Origin of the sequence: Streptomyces longisporoflavus (genome assembly GCF_014649775.1) — a bacterium.
Lineage (GTDB): Bacteria > Actinomycetota > Actinomycetes > Streptomycetales > Streptomycetaceae > Streptomyces > Streptomyces longisporoflavus.
Genome location: NZ_BMTR01000038.1, coordinates 33,308 through 48,828 on the forward strand (window position 1 = coordinate 33,308; position 15,521 = coordinate 48,828).

Genomic DNA, 15,521 nt, shown 5'->3' on the forward strand with positions numbered 1-15,521 from the left:
GACCTTTAGGGGTTCTGGTGGATGACTGGCTGAGAGACTCCACTGAGGTGGAGGCGTCGTGGGTGACCGTGGACCTGACGATCTTCACGGTCAGAGGTGATCAGCTGATGGTGCTCTTGGTCGAGCGCGGGCTGGAGCCCTTCCTGGGTCGTCCCGCGCTGCCCGGGGGGTACGTACAGAAGGACGAGACCCTGCGCGAGGGGGCGCTGCGTGAGCTTGGGGAGGAGGCCGGGATCGACGGCGGTCGGCTGCACCTGGAGCAGCTCGGCGCCTACGGGGATCCTCGCCGTGACCCCAGGGGCAGGGTGGTCACGGTCGCCTATCTCGCGTTGGGGCCGGATCTGCCGGATCCCGTGGGCGGTACCGATGCCAGGCGGGCCTACTGGGCTTCTGCGTCACAACTGGCCAATGATGGAATGGACCTGGCGTTCGATCACCCGGCCATCCTCGCGGAGGCCTTGGAGGAGGTTCGCAGAAAATTGGAGTACACCGCTGTCGCCACGGCCTTCTGCCCCGAGCCATTCACTCTGAGTGAGCTGCGCGCAGTTTATGAAGTGATCTGGGGGCAGCAACTGGACCCGAGCAACTTCCGCCGCAAAGTGCTGAACACAGCAGGGTTTGTGCAGCCCACGGGGGAACAGCGGCTGCCGCCCACCGGGCGCCCAGCCGCTCTGTACCGCCGAGGGAACGCATGGCTGCTCAACCCGCCGCTCCTGCGCGGTACCGGGTACGTTACGTAGCCGGGTCCGGCGTCAATTGCTGCTCCCCGCGTGCGGGGATGGACCCGCGGCCGCCCCCATGCTCCAGGCTCGCGGCGACTGCTCCCCGCGGGCGCGGGGGGAGGGGTGCAGGGGTTTGACGCGTGGGCCTGCGGGATAGGTGGAAGCCGTCGGTTTCACTGCCCGGCATCACGCCGGACCGGACGGTGGCCGGGCCTCTGATCAGCGTCTCCGACGGCACCTGCCGGGCCCGGTGACACCACCCCCAGGTCATGCCTTCGGCAGGGGGCAACAGTCATGCCGGGCCCGGAGGCCAGCGGCCCCATTGCAGGACCGCGGAAAACATAACTGTGAGAGTTCTTCTGCGGCCTGGGATGGGGCGGCACGCAGGCCCTGGGGCCGGCGTCCGCGGTTGTATCAGAGCGGGTGACGGGCCATCTCAGGGAGTTCTACGACCAGATGGCTCCGCACAGGCAGGAGTCCGTAGCCCTGGCCTTCGAGGCGCGGCTACGGGTACTCCTGCCGGTCAGCGGAACGATTCATCCATGAGCAGGTACAGCAGACCGACGAGCGAACCGCTGCTGACGATCTCCTTGCGGTCGATCATCCCCCGGATCTGCGCGAGGGGAATCCACTCGATGCGGTCCGACTCGTTCTTCTCAGTCGGCGGCCCCGAATAGGCGGCACCGTCGATACGGAAGACATGATGCTGTGAGTCGGTGATCCCGTTGGCGGGTTCGGCGTAGACGAGCGGCTTGATGGGCCCGGCCCGGTAACCCGTCTCCTCCAACACCTCGCGCTCCGCCGCCTCTTCGGGGGTCTCTCCCGCTTCCACCAGCCCCATGGGCAGCTCCCAGGCCCACGAGCTCGTGATGAAGCGGTGCCGCCACATCATCAGGACCTCTTGGCGATCGTTCACCACGGCGGCCACGGCCAGGTGGCGAAGTCGGACAACGTGGTACTCCCACCTGCGCCCGTCAGGCTGCTGGACATCCACCAGACACAGATTCACCCACTTGTTGGTGTAGACCTGTCGCTCGCCGTGGGTCTTCCAGTCCATACCTTCGGCCCCTCTCGATCGGTCTACAGGATCGCAGACTTGGAGGGGGGGAGGCCTGAGCAGGAACGACCCTTTTCGCGTCAGTCTGACGAGAGTTCTCCGCCAAGGGCATCCGATCAACAGCGTAACTGGGGTTGCTGAGCGGGCAGCCACGGGCGAGCCCGGTGGGCCTTGTGGTTGAAGTTCAGGAGGTGAACCCGCCGCGGAGGCGTAAAGGAGATGCCACGCTGCGCGCCTTCTTCGCCCCCAACGGCACCTCATGGGCTACACGGACCGTAGGTCTGGCATGGGTACTCGAGGGCGGGCGTTGTGTGCGTACGCTGTATCCGATGCCTCGTGCGAGTCGGGTGGTGGAAATGTCTGAATCTCTGAAAGTTGCTCAGAATGGCTTCTTCTCGCGGTAAACGCGCAGGTCAGCGAGACTGCTCCCCGCGCACGCGGGGATGGACCCGTCTCGCAGGCGACCGTGCGGCGGGTGTCCGCCTGCTCCCCGCGCACGCGGGGATGGACCCTACCTCGCCGAGCGCGACGAGGAGACCCAGGACTGCTCCCCGCGCACGCGGGGATGGACCCCACCGTCACCTGCGGCGAATGCGGCGGCACCGCTGCTCCCCGCGCACGCGGGGATGGACCCTGGGCCTGCAGGAGCACCGCACGGCGAAGAAGCTGCTCCCCGCGCACGCGGGGATGGACCCGCGTCGGCCGCAGTAGTGCCTTCCTGGTATTCCTGCTCCCCGCGCACGCGGGGATGGACCCACGTGATGAGCAGCGAATACTTCTCCTTCGGCCTGCTCCCCGCGCACGCGGGGATGGACCCGAACGAGGCGACTCGCGTACGTGCTGCGGCCGCTGCTCCCCGCGCACGCGGGGATGGACCCGCGAACCAGGCCGAAGCCCTGATCGCAATGGGCTGCTCCCCGCGCACGCGGGGATGGACCCGGATCGGGGAAGTCACTGTCTCCCTGCGCGCGCTGCTCCCCGCGCACGCGGGGATGGACCCATCGAGGGCACCAACGGGGTCGGCAAAACCCGCTGCTCCCCGCGCACGCGGGGATGGACCCTCGGATCGGGCCTCCTCCCTTGCCTGACGCCGCTGCTCCCCGCGCACGCGGGGATGGACCCGGGCCTCCCTCATGAATTCACCGAGAGGGAGGCTGCTCCCCGCGCACGCGGGGATGGACCCATCGCGTCCGTGAGCGGGGCGGCGGTCGTCGACTGCTCCCCGCGCACGCGGGGATGGACCCGCGAAGTCCCCCGCCTCCCTGGGGGTCAGGAACTGCTCCCCGCGCACGCGGGGATGGACCCGGTTCGCTCGGCATCCGGCCCAGGCGCGCCTGCTGCTCCCCGCGCACGCGGGGATGGACCCGGACCCGGGAGTCGTCCGGCAGACCCTCGATGCTGCTCCCCGCGCACGCGGGGATGGACCCCGGTCCCGGACGACATCGCCGCCCTGTGGGGCCTGCTCCCCGCGCACGCGGGGATGGACCCTCGACTGCCGCCCGTGCTGCCGCCGCCGCGGACTGCTCCCCGCGCACGCGGGGATGGACCCTCGACCCATCACTTCCGGAAGCTCCTGGTGGCCTGCTCCCCGCGCACGCGGGGATGGACCCAAGCAGAGGCTCGAACGTCTTCTTTTGAATGGCTGCTCCCCGCGCACGCGGGGATGGACCCCCCTTGATCTCGCGCGCCAGACCATCGGGCCGCTGCTCCCCGCGCACGCGGGGATGGACCCCCCGCGAGGCCGCCCAAGCCATGTTCAAGGGCTCTGCTCCCCGCGCACGCGGGGATGGACCCACCTCGACGCCGTCTTCAACTACGGCCCGCGCCTGCTCCCCGCGCACGCGGGGATGGACCCATGCTCAGCCTTCGCGCGGCCTTGACCACGCGCTGCTCCCCGCGCACGCGGGGATGGACCCGCGAAGTGCAGCCGGACGAACGGCTCCTCCTCCTGCTCCCCGCGCACGCGGGGATGGACCCGCCGGGCCCTCAACCAGCTCTGCGGCGCCCTGCTGCTCCCCGCGCACGCGGGGATGGACCCGAGGAGTCCACAAGGGCAGTCTCATCCTCGTCTGCTCCCCGCGCACGCGGGGATGGACCCGCGCCGGAGCGCGCAAGGCTCTGGAGGACTTCCTGCTCCCCGCGCACGCGGGGATGGACCCGCATGGGGTTCAAGGAACCGGCGGTAAAGGCGCTGCTCCCCGCGCACGCGGGGATGGACCCCGGCAGTCACGACGCAGCCCAGCCAAAGGGGCCTGCTCCCCGCGCACGCGGGGATGGACCCCTCGGCGAGGGCCTGGCCGAGCCACTCCAGGCCTGCTCCCCGCGCACGCGGGGATGGACCCCACCAGTGGTCGCAATACGCCCTGGTGCAGCTCTGCTCCCCGCGCACGCGGGGATGGACCTCCCTACTGGGTGCCCCGCCCGCCCAAGGTCTGCTGCTCCCCGCGCACGCGGGGATGGACCCGGCATCGCGAGCTCAAGACGCTGCGGCACGATCTGCTCCCCGCGCACGCGGGGATGGACCCGACACCAACCGCAGTGCCTACGATTCACAGAGCTGCTCCCCGCGCACGCGGGGATGGACCCCGGCACACCAAGACCCTGCTCACGCTGGCGGGCTGCTCCCCGCGCACGCGGGGATGGACCCGCCACGCACTTCTCGGTGACCGGCATGAACGGCTGCTCCCCGGGCACGCGGGGATGGACCCGCGTCCCTCACCTTGCCCCGGCCGAAGCCGCGCTGCTCCCGGCGCACGCGGGGATGGACCCAGGCATGGGACGGAAGGCGAGGTCATGCGCGTTGCTCCCCGAGCACGCGGGGATGGACCTGCTATTACCGGAACCGAAGGAAGCGTGGTGATCACACACCGGTCAACTCGGCCGCGGCACGATAACTCCCTGTCAGGTAATGAGCCTGAAGGAAATCCACTATCCCCCTGCTGTTCTTCACTCGCGCCGCGCCGGTTACCCATAGCGAACTTCGCTAAGCGGGTGGGGAGTTCCTGCAACCAGCCGGACGTGGAGACTCCCAAGGTCGTCAGTGGAGCGCTTATCCGCCGCCTAACGGGGAGCTTGGCATGGCCGCTGTCAGATGCGGGGTGCCTCCGGAGTGCACGCAGCTCACCGATCTCTATGATCGGGCGCATTTGCTGCGGACGCATTGGTGGTTATGGCTACGCAAGGTGGCTCTGGAGTCACTGCGGCTCTCAACTGATTCGAGCGGGTACTTCGATCAGTTCGTTGCGCTTCGCCCAGTGCGAAGCCCGGCCTGCCGCTGTGTACGCGAAGCGCGGTACTGGCTGCCCTTTCGTTCGTCACCTGGACGCTGAGCACTGTCCGTTGCCGCAGTTTGTCCATGAGCCGGCTTGAGGTTGGAACCGGGAGCAGATCTGCCAATAGACGGTTGAGCCGAGTAGGGTCGCCCGTGTGGAGGCACTGCGTTTAACCGAGGGGATCATGATTTTCGTGCTGGCTGGGGCTGTTGTGTTAGGCACGCTGTTAGCGTGGTGTGGGAGGCACGTGCGTGTGGTTATTGTCTGTGAGGGTTGCGGGAAGGCGAAGGGGCTTCGGCTGGTGCTTTGCCCGAAACGCGTCGGCAAGAAATAGGGGTGGGGCGGCCGCGCCGCTCTGCTGTTGTCCCGGACGCGACCGCCGAACTGTGTATCCCCGCGTGCACGGGGAGCATTGAGAAGCCCTGGGAAATGATCGCCAACAGACGGGGGCCATCCCCACATGGATGGGGAACTGCGCTTTTCATCGGCACTTCTCTCCCTGCCGGGCAGCAGGTAGCGCCAGGCTAACGGGTAGAGCTGGACGAGCGCAGCAGGCGCCGCCGTCAGCGTCCGTAGCGGCGGCGTTTGGCAGTGTTGCTCCAGCCCTTGGAGGGCGGGCGGGTGGTGGTCTCGGCGGTGGGTCCGGTGGATGGTTCGGTGGGGCGGCGGATGAGGGTGATGCCTTCGTGGTCGACGGGTTTCCAGTGGTGGTCGTGGGTTTCGAAGGTGTAGCCCTGTTCGGTGTCGGTGCTGTACGTCATCACCGCGCGGCCCTCGCGGGCGTACTCGCGTACTTCTGTCCAGAGGGCTTGGCGGATACGGGCTGAGGGGCTGCCGACGAAGACGCCGGGGGAGACCTCGAGGAGCCAGCGGGTGAGGAAACCCCGGAGCCCGGTGGGGCAGTTGGAGAGGACGATCACCGTCACCAGATGAGTCCTTCGCCGAGGTTGTGGCCGGACTCGAGTTCCTCGCCGCGGTCGGACTGCAGCGTCACCCGGTCACGCAGAGGACCATCGTCCTCCTCCTGCCCGCTTGTCGCCGCTCCGGGGGCGAGCAGTGCTTTGACATCGCTGACGCAGCGCTCCAGGAGTCCTGCGGCGTGTACGCGGTCGCGCAGCGCGCGGCGTACGCGGGCGCCGACGTCCTCCTCGCTTTGCGCGGCGACTTCAAAGGCGACCGGGATGCCGATGTCCGTTTTGTAGAGGTCGGCGATGTCGAGGGCGAAGGACAGTTCGTGTCCGGAGTGGACGAAGCCGAGTCCGGGGATGCAGCCGAGTGCTGCGATCACGCTCTGGGCGATGCCGTACATGCACTGCCCGGCGGCGGTGAGGGCCTGGTTGGGGGCGTCTCCGGAGGCGAAGTCGCCCGGTGTGTAGTGGCGCCGGTGCCATCGGATGCCGGTGCGGGCCGCTTGGGTGCGGTAGCAGGCTTTGACCCGGTCGCCTTCCATGCCGAGGAGCATGCGGCGGGTGCATCCGGCCGGGTCTTCGTCGGGGAAGCGCAGGGCGTACATCGCGCGGGCGACATCCAGGCGGGTGCGCGGGTTTGCCCAGAGCCGGGCCTGGGCCTCGGCGAGGGCGGCGGAGCGGGAGAGGGAGCGGCCGCCGGCGTAGTAGCGCACGCCGTGCTCGCCGACCCAGACGATGCCGGTGCCGCTTTCTCCCAGCAGTCGGATCGCCTGCTGGGAGATTTTGGTTCCGGGCCCCAGCAGGAGGGTGCCGATGGTGGCGGAGGGTAGGTGGCGTACGCCGTCGCCGTCTGCGGCGGTGATGGCGTTGTCGGCGCAGTGGATGACGGCGCGTTCGAGGTAGACGAAGGAGAGGCGGTCGCCGATCCGGGTGAGTTCGCGGGGTGTGGAGGCGCCGCGCTTTCCGACGGTGGCCATCGCCTCAGCCCTGCGGGGCCAGGGTGAGCAGTCCGCAGCCGTATGCCTTGCTGCGGCCGATGCCGCGGGCGAGGGCGTTGCGCAGGGCATCGGGGTCGGTGACCTCGAGTTGTCCGCTGTAGACGGCGGTAACCAGGGTGACCGGGCCGGTGCGCCGTTGGCCTTCGTTCTTGGGGCCGGTTCCCGGTGCGGCGTTCTCGGGGCGTTTGCGGAAGGAGAGGTCGCGGCGGTCGTGGACGATGACGGAGTAGCGGTTCAGCGGGTCTTCGTCGTCGGGTACCAGGCCGGGCAGCAACTCGAAGCCGTGCTTTGTGGTCTGCTCCAGCAGCCAGCCGAGCTGGTGGCGGGGGGTGAGGTGTGCGGTGCGTTTGGTCGGCTCTTTGTCGTTGCGGCGGATGGAGTGCACCGGGTTGGCGGTGAGACGGAACGCCCAGCGATCGCCCTTGGCCAGGCGTTGCAGGAAGGGCCGGTAATGGCGGGTTTCCCAGCCGGGGGTGTCGGGTTGGGCCAGTGCGGGCCAGCCTGCCTGTTCCACCAGGTGGGTGAGGTCGGGCCGGTCGGGGCTGACGATGTAGGCGTGCACGTCCGTGCGGGCTATGTGGTCCAGGCGCCAGAGGATGCGTGGCCGGGCCGCGGGGTCGGTGGGCAGGCCGGGGAAGCCGGCGAGTACGGCGGCGTGCCAGCGCTGTGGGGAGGAGAGCAGGAAGCGGGCTCCGTGGCGTGCGGTGTTGATGCGGAAGCGGGTGAGGTACATCAGTGGTCGTCCTTCAGCGGCTGCATCGGTTCGTGTGCCGGGACTTGGGTCTGCGCTGTTGGCCGGGGTACGGTATCGCGCCGCACGGATCGGTGGGCGTAGCGGCGGTGGCGCGGGTCGAAGCTGAGCGGCAGGTCGGCGATCAGATCCCCGGGCGGGTCGCCGGGCGCGGAGTCGAGCAGGAGGGGAAGCTGCCGGGGGGCGGTGCGGTTGGCCCGCTGCCGGTACCAGGGCGAGGCGAGCCAGGGGTGCTCTCGCAGCGCCGTCTCCAGTGCCGTGTCGTGGCGTACTCCTGCGTCCAGGGGGCGTGCGGGCGGGCAGGCCCGGCGGCCGAGGAAGGGCAGGAAGTGCGGGGCCCGGACGGCGGTGTGCAGCGCCTCGATCAGTGACCGTTCGCCTTCGACGCCCGCGAGGAACACGGCGTCGGCGAGGTAGATGCGTTCGGTGACCGGCATCGGTTTGTCGCTCACCTGGTGGTGTGCGGTGTGGAAGTCCCGTAGGCGTGTGCCGGGCTGGTCGATGCGTACGCCCAGGCGCAGTGCGGCCAAGTCGGAGATGTCGGCGGTGCGGGGGCGGCCCTGGGCGGCGGCGAGCAGACCGACCACGCCGCTTTTGGTGGGTGCGGATTCTGTGGAGCGGCGGGGGTAGCGGGAGGCGGCGCCCCAGGACTGGAGGGGCCCGGCGAGCTGGAGCAGCAGCACGCTCACCGAGTTCCGCCCAACCGCTCGGTGACCGCCGCGCCGACGCCTTGCACCAGCTCGTCCAGGGTGACCGGGGTGCCGACCGTCGCGAGCTTGGCGGTGTTGCGCCCGGCGCGTACCACCCAGGTCGCCACGGCCTGCTCGCCGAATGCCTCCTCCACATCCGCGATCTGTTCCGCCAGGCGTTCGCTGGCCTGTCGCACGTGGCCGCTGCCCGACTCGGCCATCGTGGGCTCCTCGAACGCCCCTGCGAAGCTGACCGGGCGGCTCTGGCGCAGCTTGACCACGATGGCGTCCGGCGGGGTGTGGTGGGCGAAGGTGTTGATCTTCCCGGTGGGCAGGGAGGAGACGAAGCCGCGGACGAACGCCTCCACCGCGCGGCGTACCGGGGTGGCCGGGTCAGCGTTGTCGTCCAGGCCCTGGCCGAGGTTGTCGGCGAGCCGGTCCACGTCCAGGGCGGCGTAGCGGTACAGGGTCGCGGAGTTGAACTCCACGGTGCCGATCATCCCGGCGCCGGTCTCCTCTTCGGTGTTCTCGTCGTCCACCGCGGTGTAGTAGTCCGATTCGTTTTCCACCGCGTGGACGCTGAGGGCGTGTGCGACCTGGGCTGCGGCGTCCACGTTGATGTCGGCGCCGTCGGCGACCATCCGGCCGAAGAGGGCGATGTCCACCGAGTGGCGGGTGTCGGCGATCTGCCGGGCGCGTTCCTTGTTCTCTTTGGTCCTGAGGAAGCCGGTGATGTCCGAACGGCCTTCGACGGCGAGCTCCGCCAGTCCGTGGCGCTGCTGGGCGCTGAGGAACATCAGGTACTTGGACTCGGGCGCCTGCGGCTGCGCCTCCTCGGCTTGTCCGTCGCTGTCCTTGTCTTTCTTCGTCTTGCGTTCGGGGACGACGAGCTTGGAACCCGTTCCGGCCTCCACCACGGCCTTGGCCAGCTCCCAGGATTCCTCGTCTGTCATTTCGGGGGACAGCTGCCGGATCGTGTCGCCGACGAGCTGGGCGACCTTCTTGGTCCGCACACCCAGCTCGTCGGGGTCCAGCAGGTCTTTGAATGCGGTGCGGGTGGCCCGCTTCCATGCCTGGCTGGAGACCCGCGAGCGGCGCACCCCGCCGTAGACGGCGGTCTTGGGTGTGCCGGTGTCGTCCCGGTTGAGGTTGCTCGGCGGGACTGTCTGCAGGACGTGGATGTCAACGATGGTGCGGCTCACGGGGTTTCCTCACTCTGTGTTCTGGTCGGCGGCAGGCGAACCGCCCTCGTCGGAGGGCTGCGTGCTTCCGGGCTCCTTGCGCGGCGGGCCGGAGTGGAACTCCCGGCCCCATTCCTGGCGGACCGCAAGGCGCCGGCCGGGGTCGAGGGCCCGCTCGATCTGGTCGGCGAGGCGGGCGTAGTCCAGCGGCTCGGCCTCACGGCGCAGCAGCAGCACCAACTGCCGCAGCCGGTAGGCCAGCACGTTGGCGGAGGTGGCGCCGGCGACCGTGACGAAGCGGCGGCGCAGCGCCTCGTCGATCTCGCCCGGCGGCATCAGCGCGCGGACCGCGCGGCCCAGCCGGCGGCCGGGGACGTGCATCCGGGCCGTGCGGTGGGACTGCTGGTGCAGTGCGTACAGAGTGACGGCCAGGTGGACGGCGTCGGGGCCGTGCTCGCTGGACTTCAACCGGCCGCTGTCCGCGTAAAGTCTCTCCGTGCCGGTCAGGCCGAACAGTTCCGGGATCTCTTCGGGTGCCTTGCCCGCGCCGCGCCGCAGCTGGGCGAGGCGCGTGACGGCCCGCGCCTCGTCGTTGGGGTGCATATAGCCGCGTTGGATCGGCTCCAGGAACGCGTGCACCGTACGGCCGACGGGCCCGGGCTGGTAGGCGTCCTGCCACGGGGAGGCGGCCGCCGCACTGCTGGTGGTCATGGGGAGGGCTCCTCGAATCGCTCCGGTGCCGGGTCCTTGCCGGCCTGGCCGGGTGGTTGTCCGTCCTCCGGCGCCAGGACGCGTCTGCGCAGCTCGTTGCGGAAGCCGAGCTCGACGCTCGCGGAGTTCAGCCAGTACGTGCCGCCCTTCGCCGTCGGCAATACCCGTCCCTCCCAGGCCGCCTCGCTGGAGGAGGCGACCAGTTCCAGGCCGAGCGCGAGCACCAACTCGTGCGTGGCGCGACGCCAGTTCTCCAGCCGCTCAGCGGCGTCGACGCCGGAGGCCAGCGTGGCCAGCCACTGGCGGAACGGGCCGTCCAGTTCGCCGAAGCCCCGCTCGCGGGCCTCCGCCCGGGGTGTCACCTGGTCGGCGCCGGCCGCCTCGGCAAGTCCTGCAGCGAGGTTGCCCAGCAGCCACACGGCGCTCTCCGCGAGCTGCACGGCACGCACTGCGGCCTCCCGCAGCGCGGTCTCGTGGTGCGAGAGCAGGACCACGGACAGGCTCAGGCTGTCGTCCACGACATCGGCGATCACCGACTGCTGCGTTCCATAGGAGCAGCCCAGCAGCCGCGCCCGGATCACATGGTCCCGGCCCAGCACCTCGCTCTCCTCGGCCATCCGGCCCAGCCACTCCAGGATGCGCGGTGCGATGCCCGGCGCCGCTTCCTTGCCGGCCCTGTGCACCGCTTCGGGCGGATACCCCGTCAACAGCGAGGCCAGGCCCCTCCAAGCAGTGCGGGAGGGATCGTGGGTACGCGGCAGGTAGACCGGGCTCCTGCGCAGCTTCTTCTCCTGCATCTCACTGCGCCGCCACCCGGTCATCGGCTCGCTGCCGTGCATGTCGCGGTAGGGGAGCGGATCGCCGTAGGCCAGCACCACGCCCTGCGCCTGCTCGCCGTCGTGGTGCAGCCGCAGCCGCCTCGCCGGCCAGGTGTACAGACCGCGCGGCCCGCACGGCACGGCATCCCTCTGCGCTGCCGGCGCAGCGCCCGGGGGCTGCGGGCGGCGCCAGACGGGCAGGTCCTCCTCGTCGTGGCGCAGCAGGTCGTCGTCCTCGCGGGGGATCAGGTTGAGCAGCAGGGTTTCGCGCAGGGTGTCTCCCTCGGCCAGGACACCGCCGAGCATCCCGGCCGAACCGACACCCTGCGGGTAGACCTTGCCTGCCTTGACCCGGGGATCGCCCACGGCGCCGGATTTGATGCCCGAGACGTCGAAGGCGTGCGCGTGCACGACCCAGCGGGCGGCCTCGGCGAAGGACAGTTTCTGCGCGCCGTGGGCCCGCATGGTCAAAAAGCGGTCGTTGTTGGGGACGTCCGCGACGATCCGGTCCAGCGCGAAGATTTCGTCCTTGGCCGTGTGCAGGCCCGCGGTCTGGAAGAACGGCCGCTCGGGGTGGAGCAGGTCGAAGCGTTGCCTGTGCCGGGACAGGTAGGCCGCGACCTGCCTGGCCGGGAAGCCCTCCGGCCCTGCCTGCCACAACTCTTCCCAGTCCTCCCGGGTGGCAGGTCCGCCCTCCAGCGCGTCATACAGCACCGCCAGCAACAGCCGCACCAGGGCGAATTCCTGGGTGGGCAGGTCACCCGGCAGCCGCCGGATGTCCTCGGCCTGCTCGAACACTTCGGTCAGCGACAACTCCTTGGCTATGCCCCCGTGCAGCAGCACCGGCAGCCACGGCTGCCCGGTCAGATCGAAGGAGGGCACCGCTTCGCCTTCTGTTGCCGCTTCGCGGGTATTACGGGGCACGGGTCACCTCAAGTCCGTCGTCGGGCGAATACCGCAGTGCGAAGCCTGCCAGAGAGCACTGACACTCCTCGTCCAGCGCGAGGATCAACTGCCCTGCCAGCCAGTGGCATTGACGGCCCTGCCACTCGCGGATGTACAACTCCTCCAGCTCCGCCACCGCACGATCGGCGGTCGCATAGGAGAAGTGATGAGGCAGCCGCAACGCGCTGGCCGCGACCGTCCTGGCACGGTGCGCGTCGGGCTCGGTGTCGGTGGGCAGCTCCAACCCGCCCCGAGGCCGGCCGCGTTCATCCGGCGGCAGATGCGGAAGGGTGCGCAGGGCCCCGTCGGCTGTGCGCTGGATGACCAGGACCTCCACGCTGTCCTGGCTGTCGCGCACCTGCTGACGTCCGGCCCGGGTATCGTCGGCGTCTCCGACCCCGGCATCGATCCAGCCCAGCAGGGAACGCCCGGCAGGCCGGGGAGCGGGCAGACGGTACGTCCTGGCCTTCGTCTTCTGCACGGTACGCCGCGCCTCATCCAACTTCTCCGCCGCCGCCAGGGCGTCCTGCCAGCCCGCAGGGCCTTGCGGCATCGCACCGTAGGCGTCCTGCACCAGCGAACTGATGTCCTGCGGGAGGCACACGGGCGGACCGCCTTCGCGCAGATGCGGCCGGAGCACCGCGGCGGCCCGCAGCAACGGCCATGCCCCGTACACCGCCCGCGAGCCGCTGACAGCGACCGGCGGCGGCCCCTCAATGTCGGTCCATTCCCCGCCGTCGCCGTCCGGCTCGACACCGGTGATCAGACAGCGTGCCTGCCGCAGCCGCGCCGGGCGTCCCCGTTGGTGGCGGTGAAGGCGGCCCATCCGCTGCAGGATGAGGTCGACCGGGGCCAGGTCGGTGACCAGCACGTCGAAGTCCACGTCCAGCGACTGCTCGGCGACCTGGCTGGCCACCACGATGTGTGCCGTCTCGGGCCGCCGCCCAGCACAAGTCTCCGGCGGCCCGAAGCGCTCGCGCAGGTCGCTGTCCTTGGCCGCGCGGTCCAGGTCGATGAAACGCGCGTGCGCAACCGTCACCGCCTGCTGCCCGAAGCGCTCGCGCAGGACGGCCGCAGCCTCCCGCACCCGGTCCACCGTGTTGCGCACCACCAGCGCGCACCCGCCATCCGCCAGCTCGGCGGCAAGACGCTCGGCAAGCGCCTCCGGTGCGTCCGCCACAGTCTCCAGGACCACCCTGGTGGACCTGCCGGAGGCGGCAGGGCCACGCTCAACGGCCATGTCGCCCGGTGCGACCGCGGTGAGCAGGGGATAGGCGTGCGCGGCGCCCTCCGGCCGCAGCGTCTCCGGATAGGCCTGCGCTCCCGCATAGGCCTGCGCTCCCGCATAGGCGCGGACCAACTCCCCTCTGCGGGTGGCGGGCAGCGTCGCCGAGAGCACGACGACCGGCACCCGGTAGGCACCCAGCCAGGCCAGCGCCCCGTCCAGATAGGTGTCCATATACGCGTCGTACGCGTGCGCCTCATCAATCACGACCACCTTGCCCGCCAGCGCGAGGTGGCGCAGCGCGAGGTGACGGGTCTTCAGCGCCCCGAACAGCAGCTGGTCGATCGTGCCCACGACGAAGGAGGAGAGCATGCCCTTCTTGCGGCCGCGCAGCCACTGGTGTGCGACCAGCTCTGCGGCAAAGGCGACGTGCCCGCCCTCGCGGTATGCACCGCGCGTGCCGGGGGCGTCGCTTTCCACGGCCATCGGACGGGAAGGGGAACCCATCAGCGCGGTGTAATGCCGGTTGAGCGCAGATTTCGCATGGGCCAGGAAGACTGAGTGCGCCCCCCGCTCCCTGTCCCGGTCCGGCAGCCGCTCCAGCCAGTGCGTGAGCCGGGGGAACATCGCATCGCCGGTCGCCCGGGTCGGCAGCGCGAACAAGCAGCCGCCCGCGCCCGACCGCGCGGCGAACACCTCCGCCACGGCCAGCGCCGCCTCCGTCTTCCCCTCACCCATCGGCGCCTCGACGATCAGTAGCCCCGGTTCGGACAGCTCGCGGGCCAGTTCCACCGCCGCTGCCTGCACCGGCCGTACCCGGGCTCCCGGCGGCAGGGAGAACCGGGCGCCGTAGTGCGCCTCGCTATCCTGCGGCGGGTCCACCGCCTGCCAGGGAGCAGGGAGTTCAAGACCGAGCCAGGCTGCTTCGACCCGCTCGGCAGAGGTCTGGCCCTGTGCATCGGGGTAGTAGGGGAAGAGATCTGGATTGCTCGCGATCCAGTCAGCCACGATCACCGTCGCCGACAGCAGCACCTGTACGGGCTGGGGGAGTCGTACCGCGTTCCACGCCGGCATCCGATCCGTCACCCCGCACGCAGCAGCGGCGGCATCCAGCAGTTCGCTCTGGACGGCCCTCCAGATGCCTTCGCTTTCCCCGCGCGTACGCAGCAGCTCGCTCCTGCCGCGCAGCTGCCTGACCTGACCGGCGTCCGGCGGTACACCGTGGTGCCCTCCGACGATCACGGTGAACTGCCCTCGTGTCTGCTTGGGCATCCCGCATCGCTCGTGAAGCCACTCGTCCAGCAGGACTTGCCCGGCCAGACCGTGCGGAGCCGCGCTGCGCTCGGTGAGGAGCCGGCGAGTGGACATGACCAGTCCGTGGTCCTGCATGACCCCCGCCAGGTCCTCCGCCTGACAGGCGAAGGCCGGCGTTGCCTTGCCGATGTCGTGCACCGTCGCCAGCCACACCGCCAGCAGCCGTGCGTCCCTCTCCCCGCCGGGCAGGGCTTCGGCGATCAACTGCCGTACGTGCAGAGGCAGCCAGTGGTCCCAGAGCCGACCGGCGACCGCACCGCTGTCAGCCATGTGCCGCCACAACGGCAACCATGCGCCGCTCCCGCCACCTGCATGCTGATCGGACTTCGCCCACACCTTCCGGGCAGGCAGAGACAACCCCACGCCCAGCCGCGCCGGATCGGGCCGCCTATCGGTCATATGGAGGATTAGATCCCGTGATGGGGTGAAGTTATGGCCCGGTTGCGATGATGTGGCTAATAAGAGCCGTTACCCGTCAGTGCTCTGAGGTCGCTACGCCTCGTGACTGGCTGATTCCCACGGTCGGCGTTCGGGAGGCGCACTCCTGGCAGGGGTCCTCGGGGGCGGGCTCGGTGTGCGTACGCTGCATCTGACGTCTCATTCAAGCTGTCGGTGGAAATGTCCGAATCTTGAAAGTTGCTCAGAACGGCTCGTTCTCCGAATAACCGCCCAGGTAAGCGAGACTGCTCCCCGCGCACGCGGGGATGGACCCGCCATCGGGGTGATGCGGTTGTCGGTGATCCACTGCTCCCCGCCCACGCGGGGATGGACCCGGCTGGCTGTGGCACAACGGCGGCGGTGACTGCTCCCCGCGCACGCGGGGATGGACCCACGGCGGCACCGCCGCTCGCCTGTTGATGAGTCTGCTCCTCGCGCGCGGGATGGCCTCAGCGCCCCGGTATCTAGTCGATGCGTGGGCCCGACTGCTCC

General features: G+C 69.9%; 10 protein-coding genes and 1 CRISPR repeat array. Of the genes, 1 reads left to right on the forward strand and 9 read right to left on the reverse strand.

What is annotated here, in order from left to right:
- Window positions 1-17 precede the first annotated feature (17 nt).
- On the forward strand, window positions 18-740 hold the full coding sequence (locus IE226_RS39260; protein WP_190086308.1) for an NUDIX hydrolase: 723 nt from the start codon (window positions 18-20) through the stop codon (window positions 738-740).
- A 505-nt stretch (window positions 741-1,245) separates the two neighbouring features.
- Here IE226_RS39260 and IE226_RS39265 read toward each other — a convergent pair.
- From IE226_RS39265 to cas3, 9 genes are all read right to left on the reverse strand, one after another.
- A complete protein-coding gene (locus IE226_RS39265; RefSeq protein ID WP_190086309.1) occupies window positions 1,246-1,779 on the reverse strand; it encodes an NUDIX hydrolase in 534 nt (177 codons plus the stop codon).
- Between the two features lie 422 nt (window positions 1,780-2,201).
- A CRISPR array of direct repeats spans window positions 2,202-4,608; the repeat unit is 29 nt; unit sequence CTGCTCCCCGCGCACGCGGGGATGGACCC.
- Window positions 4,609-5,614: 1,006 nt separating this feature from the next.
- Complete coding sequence (gene cas2e / locus IE226_RS39270) at window positions 5,615-5,977, reverse strand: type I-E CRISPR-associated endoribonuclease Cas2e (protein ID WP_190086310.1); 363 nt, start codon at window positions 5,975-5,977, stop codon at window positions 5,615-5,617.
- Window positions 5,974-6,936, reverse strand: a complete 963-nt coding sequence (gene cas1e / locus IE226_RS39275) for a type I-E CRISPR-associated endonuclease Cas1e (RefSeq protein WP_190086311.1) — start codon at window positions 6,934-6,936, stop codon at window positions 5,974-5,976. Before cas1e ends, cas2e begins: the two co-directional genes overlap by 4 nt.
- A gap of 4 nt (window positions 6,937-6,940) precedes the next feature.
- Window positions 6,941-7,690, reverse strand: coding sequence for a type I-E CRISPR-associated protein Cas6/Cse3/CasE (cas6e, locus tag IE226_RS39280; protein ID WP_190086312.1), 750 nt, complete (start codon window positions 7,688-7,690; stop codon window positions 6,941-6,943).
- Window positions 7,690-8,397: a type I-E CRISPR-associated protein Cas5/CasD gene (gene cas5e / locus IE226_RS39285; protein WP_190086313.1), complete on the reverse strand. Its 708-nt coding sequence runs from the start codon at window positions 8,395-8,397 to the stop codon at window positions 7,690-7,692. Before cas5e ends, cas6e begins: the two co-directional genes overlap by 1 nt.
- Window positions 8,394-9,599 (reverse strand): type I-E CRISPR-associated protein Cas7/Cse4/CasC, encoded by a 1,206-nt coding sequence (cas7e, locus tag IE226_RS39290; RefSeq protein WP_190086314.1) that lies wholly within the window; start codon window positions 9,597-9,599, stop codon window positions 8,394-8,396. The genes cas5e and cas7e overlap by 4 nt, the downstream gene beginning before the upstream one ends.
- Window positions 9,600-9,608: 9 nt before the next feature.
- Window positions 9,609-10,289, reverse strand: coding sequence for a type I-E CRISPR-associated protein Cse2/CasB (gene casB / locus IE226_RS39295; protein WP_190086315.1), 681 nt, complete (start codon window positions 10,287-10,289; stop codon window positions 9,609-9,611).
- A complete protein-coding gene (casA, locus tag IE226_RS39300) occupies window positions 10,286-12,031 on the reverse strand; it encodes a type I-E CRISPR-associated protein Cse1/CasA (protein WP_190086316.1) in 1,746 nt (581 codons plus the stop codon). Before casA ends, casB begins: the two co-directional genes overlap by 4 nt.
- Window positions 12,021-14,990 (reverse strand): CRISPR-associated helicase Cas3', encoded by a 2,970-nt coding sequence (gene cas3 / locus IE226_RS39305; RefSeq protein WP_190086317.1) that lies wholly within the window; start codon window positions 14,988-14,990, stop codon window positions 12,021-12,023. The genes casA and cas3 overlap by 11 nt, the downstream gene beginning before the upstream one ends.
- Window positions 14,991-15,521: the final 531 nt, after the last annotated feature.

What these genes read in the sequence shown, in the direction of transcription:
- IE226_RS39265 (WP_190086309.1), bottom strand. Translation starts at nt 1,779, where the DNA reads ATGGACTGGAAGACCCACGGCGAGCGACAGGTCTACACCAACAAGTGG.
- cas1e (WP_190086311.1), bottom strand. Translation starts at nt 6,936, where the DNA reads ATGGCCACCGTCGGAAAGCGCGGCGCCTCCACACCCCGCGAACTCACC.
- cas6e (WP_190086312.1), bottom strand. Translation starts at nt 7,690, where the DNA reads ATGTACCTCACCCGCTTCCGCATCAACACCGCACGCCACGGAGCCCGC.
- casB (WP_190086315.1), bottom strand. Translation starts at nt 10,289, where the DNA reads ATGACCACCAGCAGTGCGGCGGCCGCCTCCCCGTGGCAGGACGCCTAC.
- cas3 (WP_190086317.1), bottom strand. Translation starts at nt 14,990, where the DNA reads ATGACCGATAGGCGGCCCGATCCGGCGCGGCTGGGCGTGGGGTTGTCT.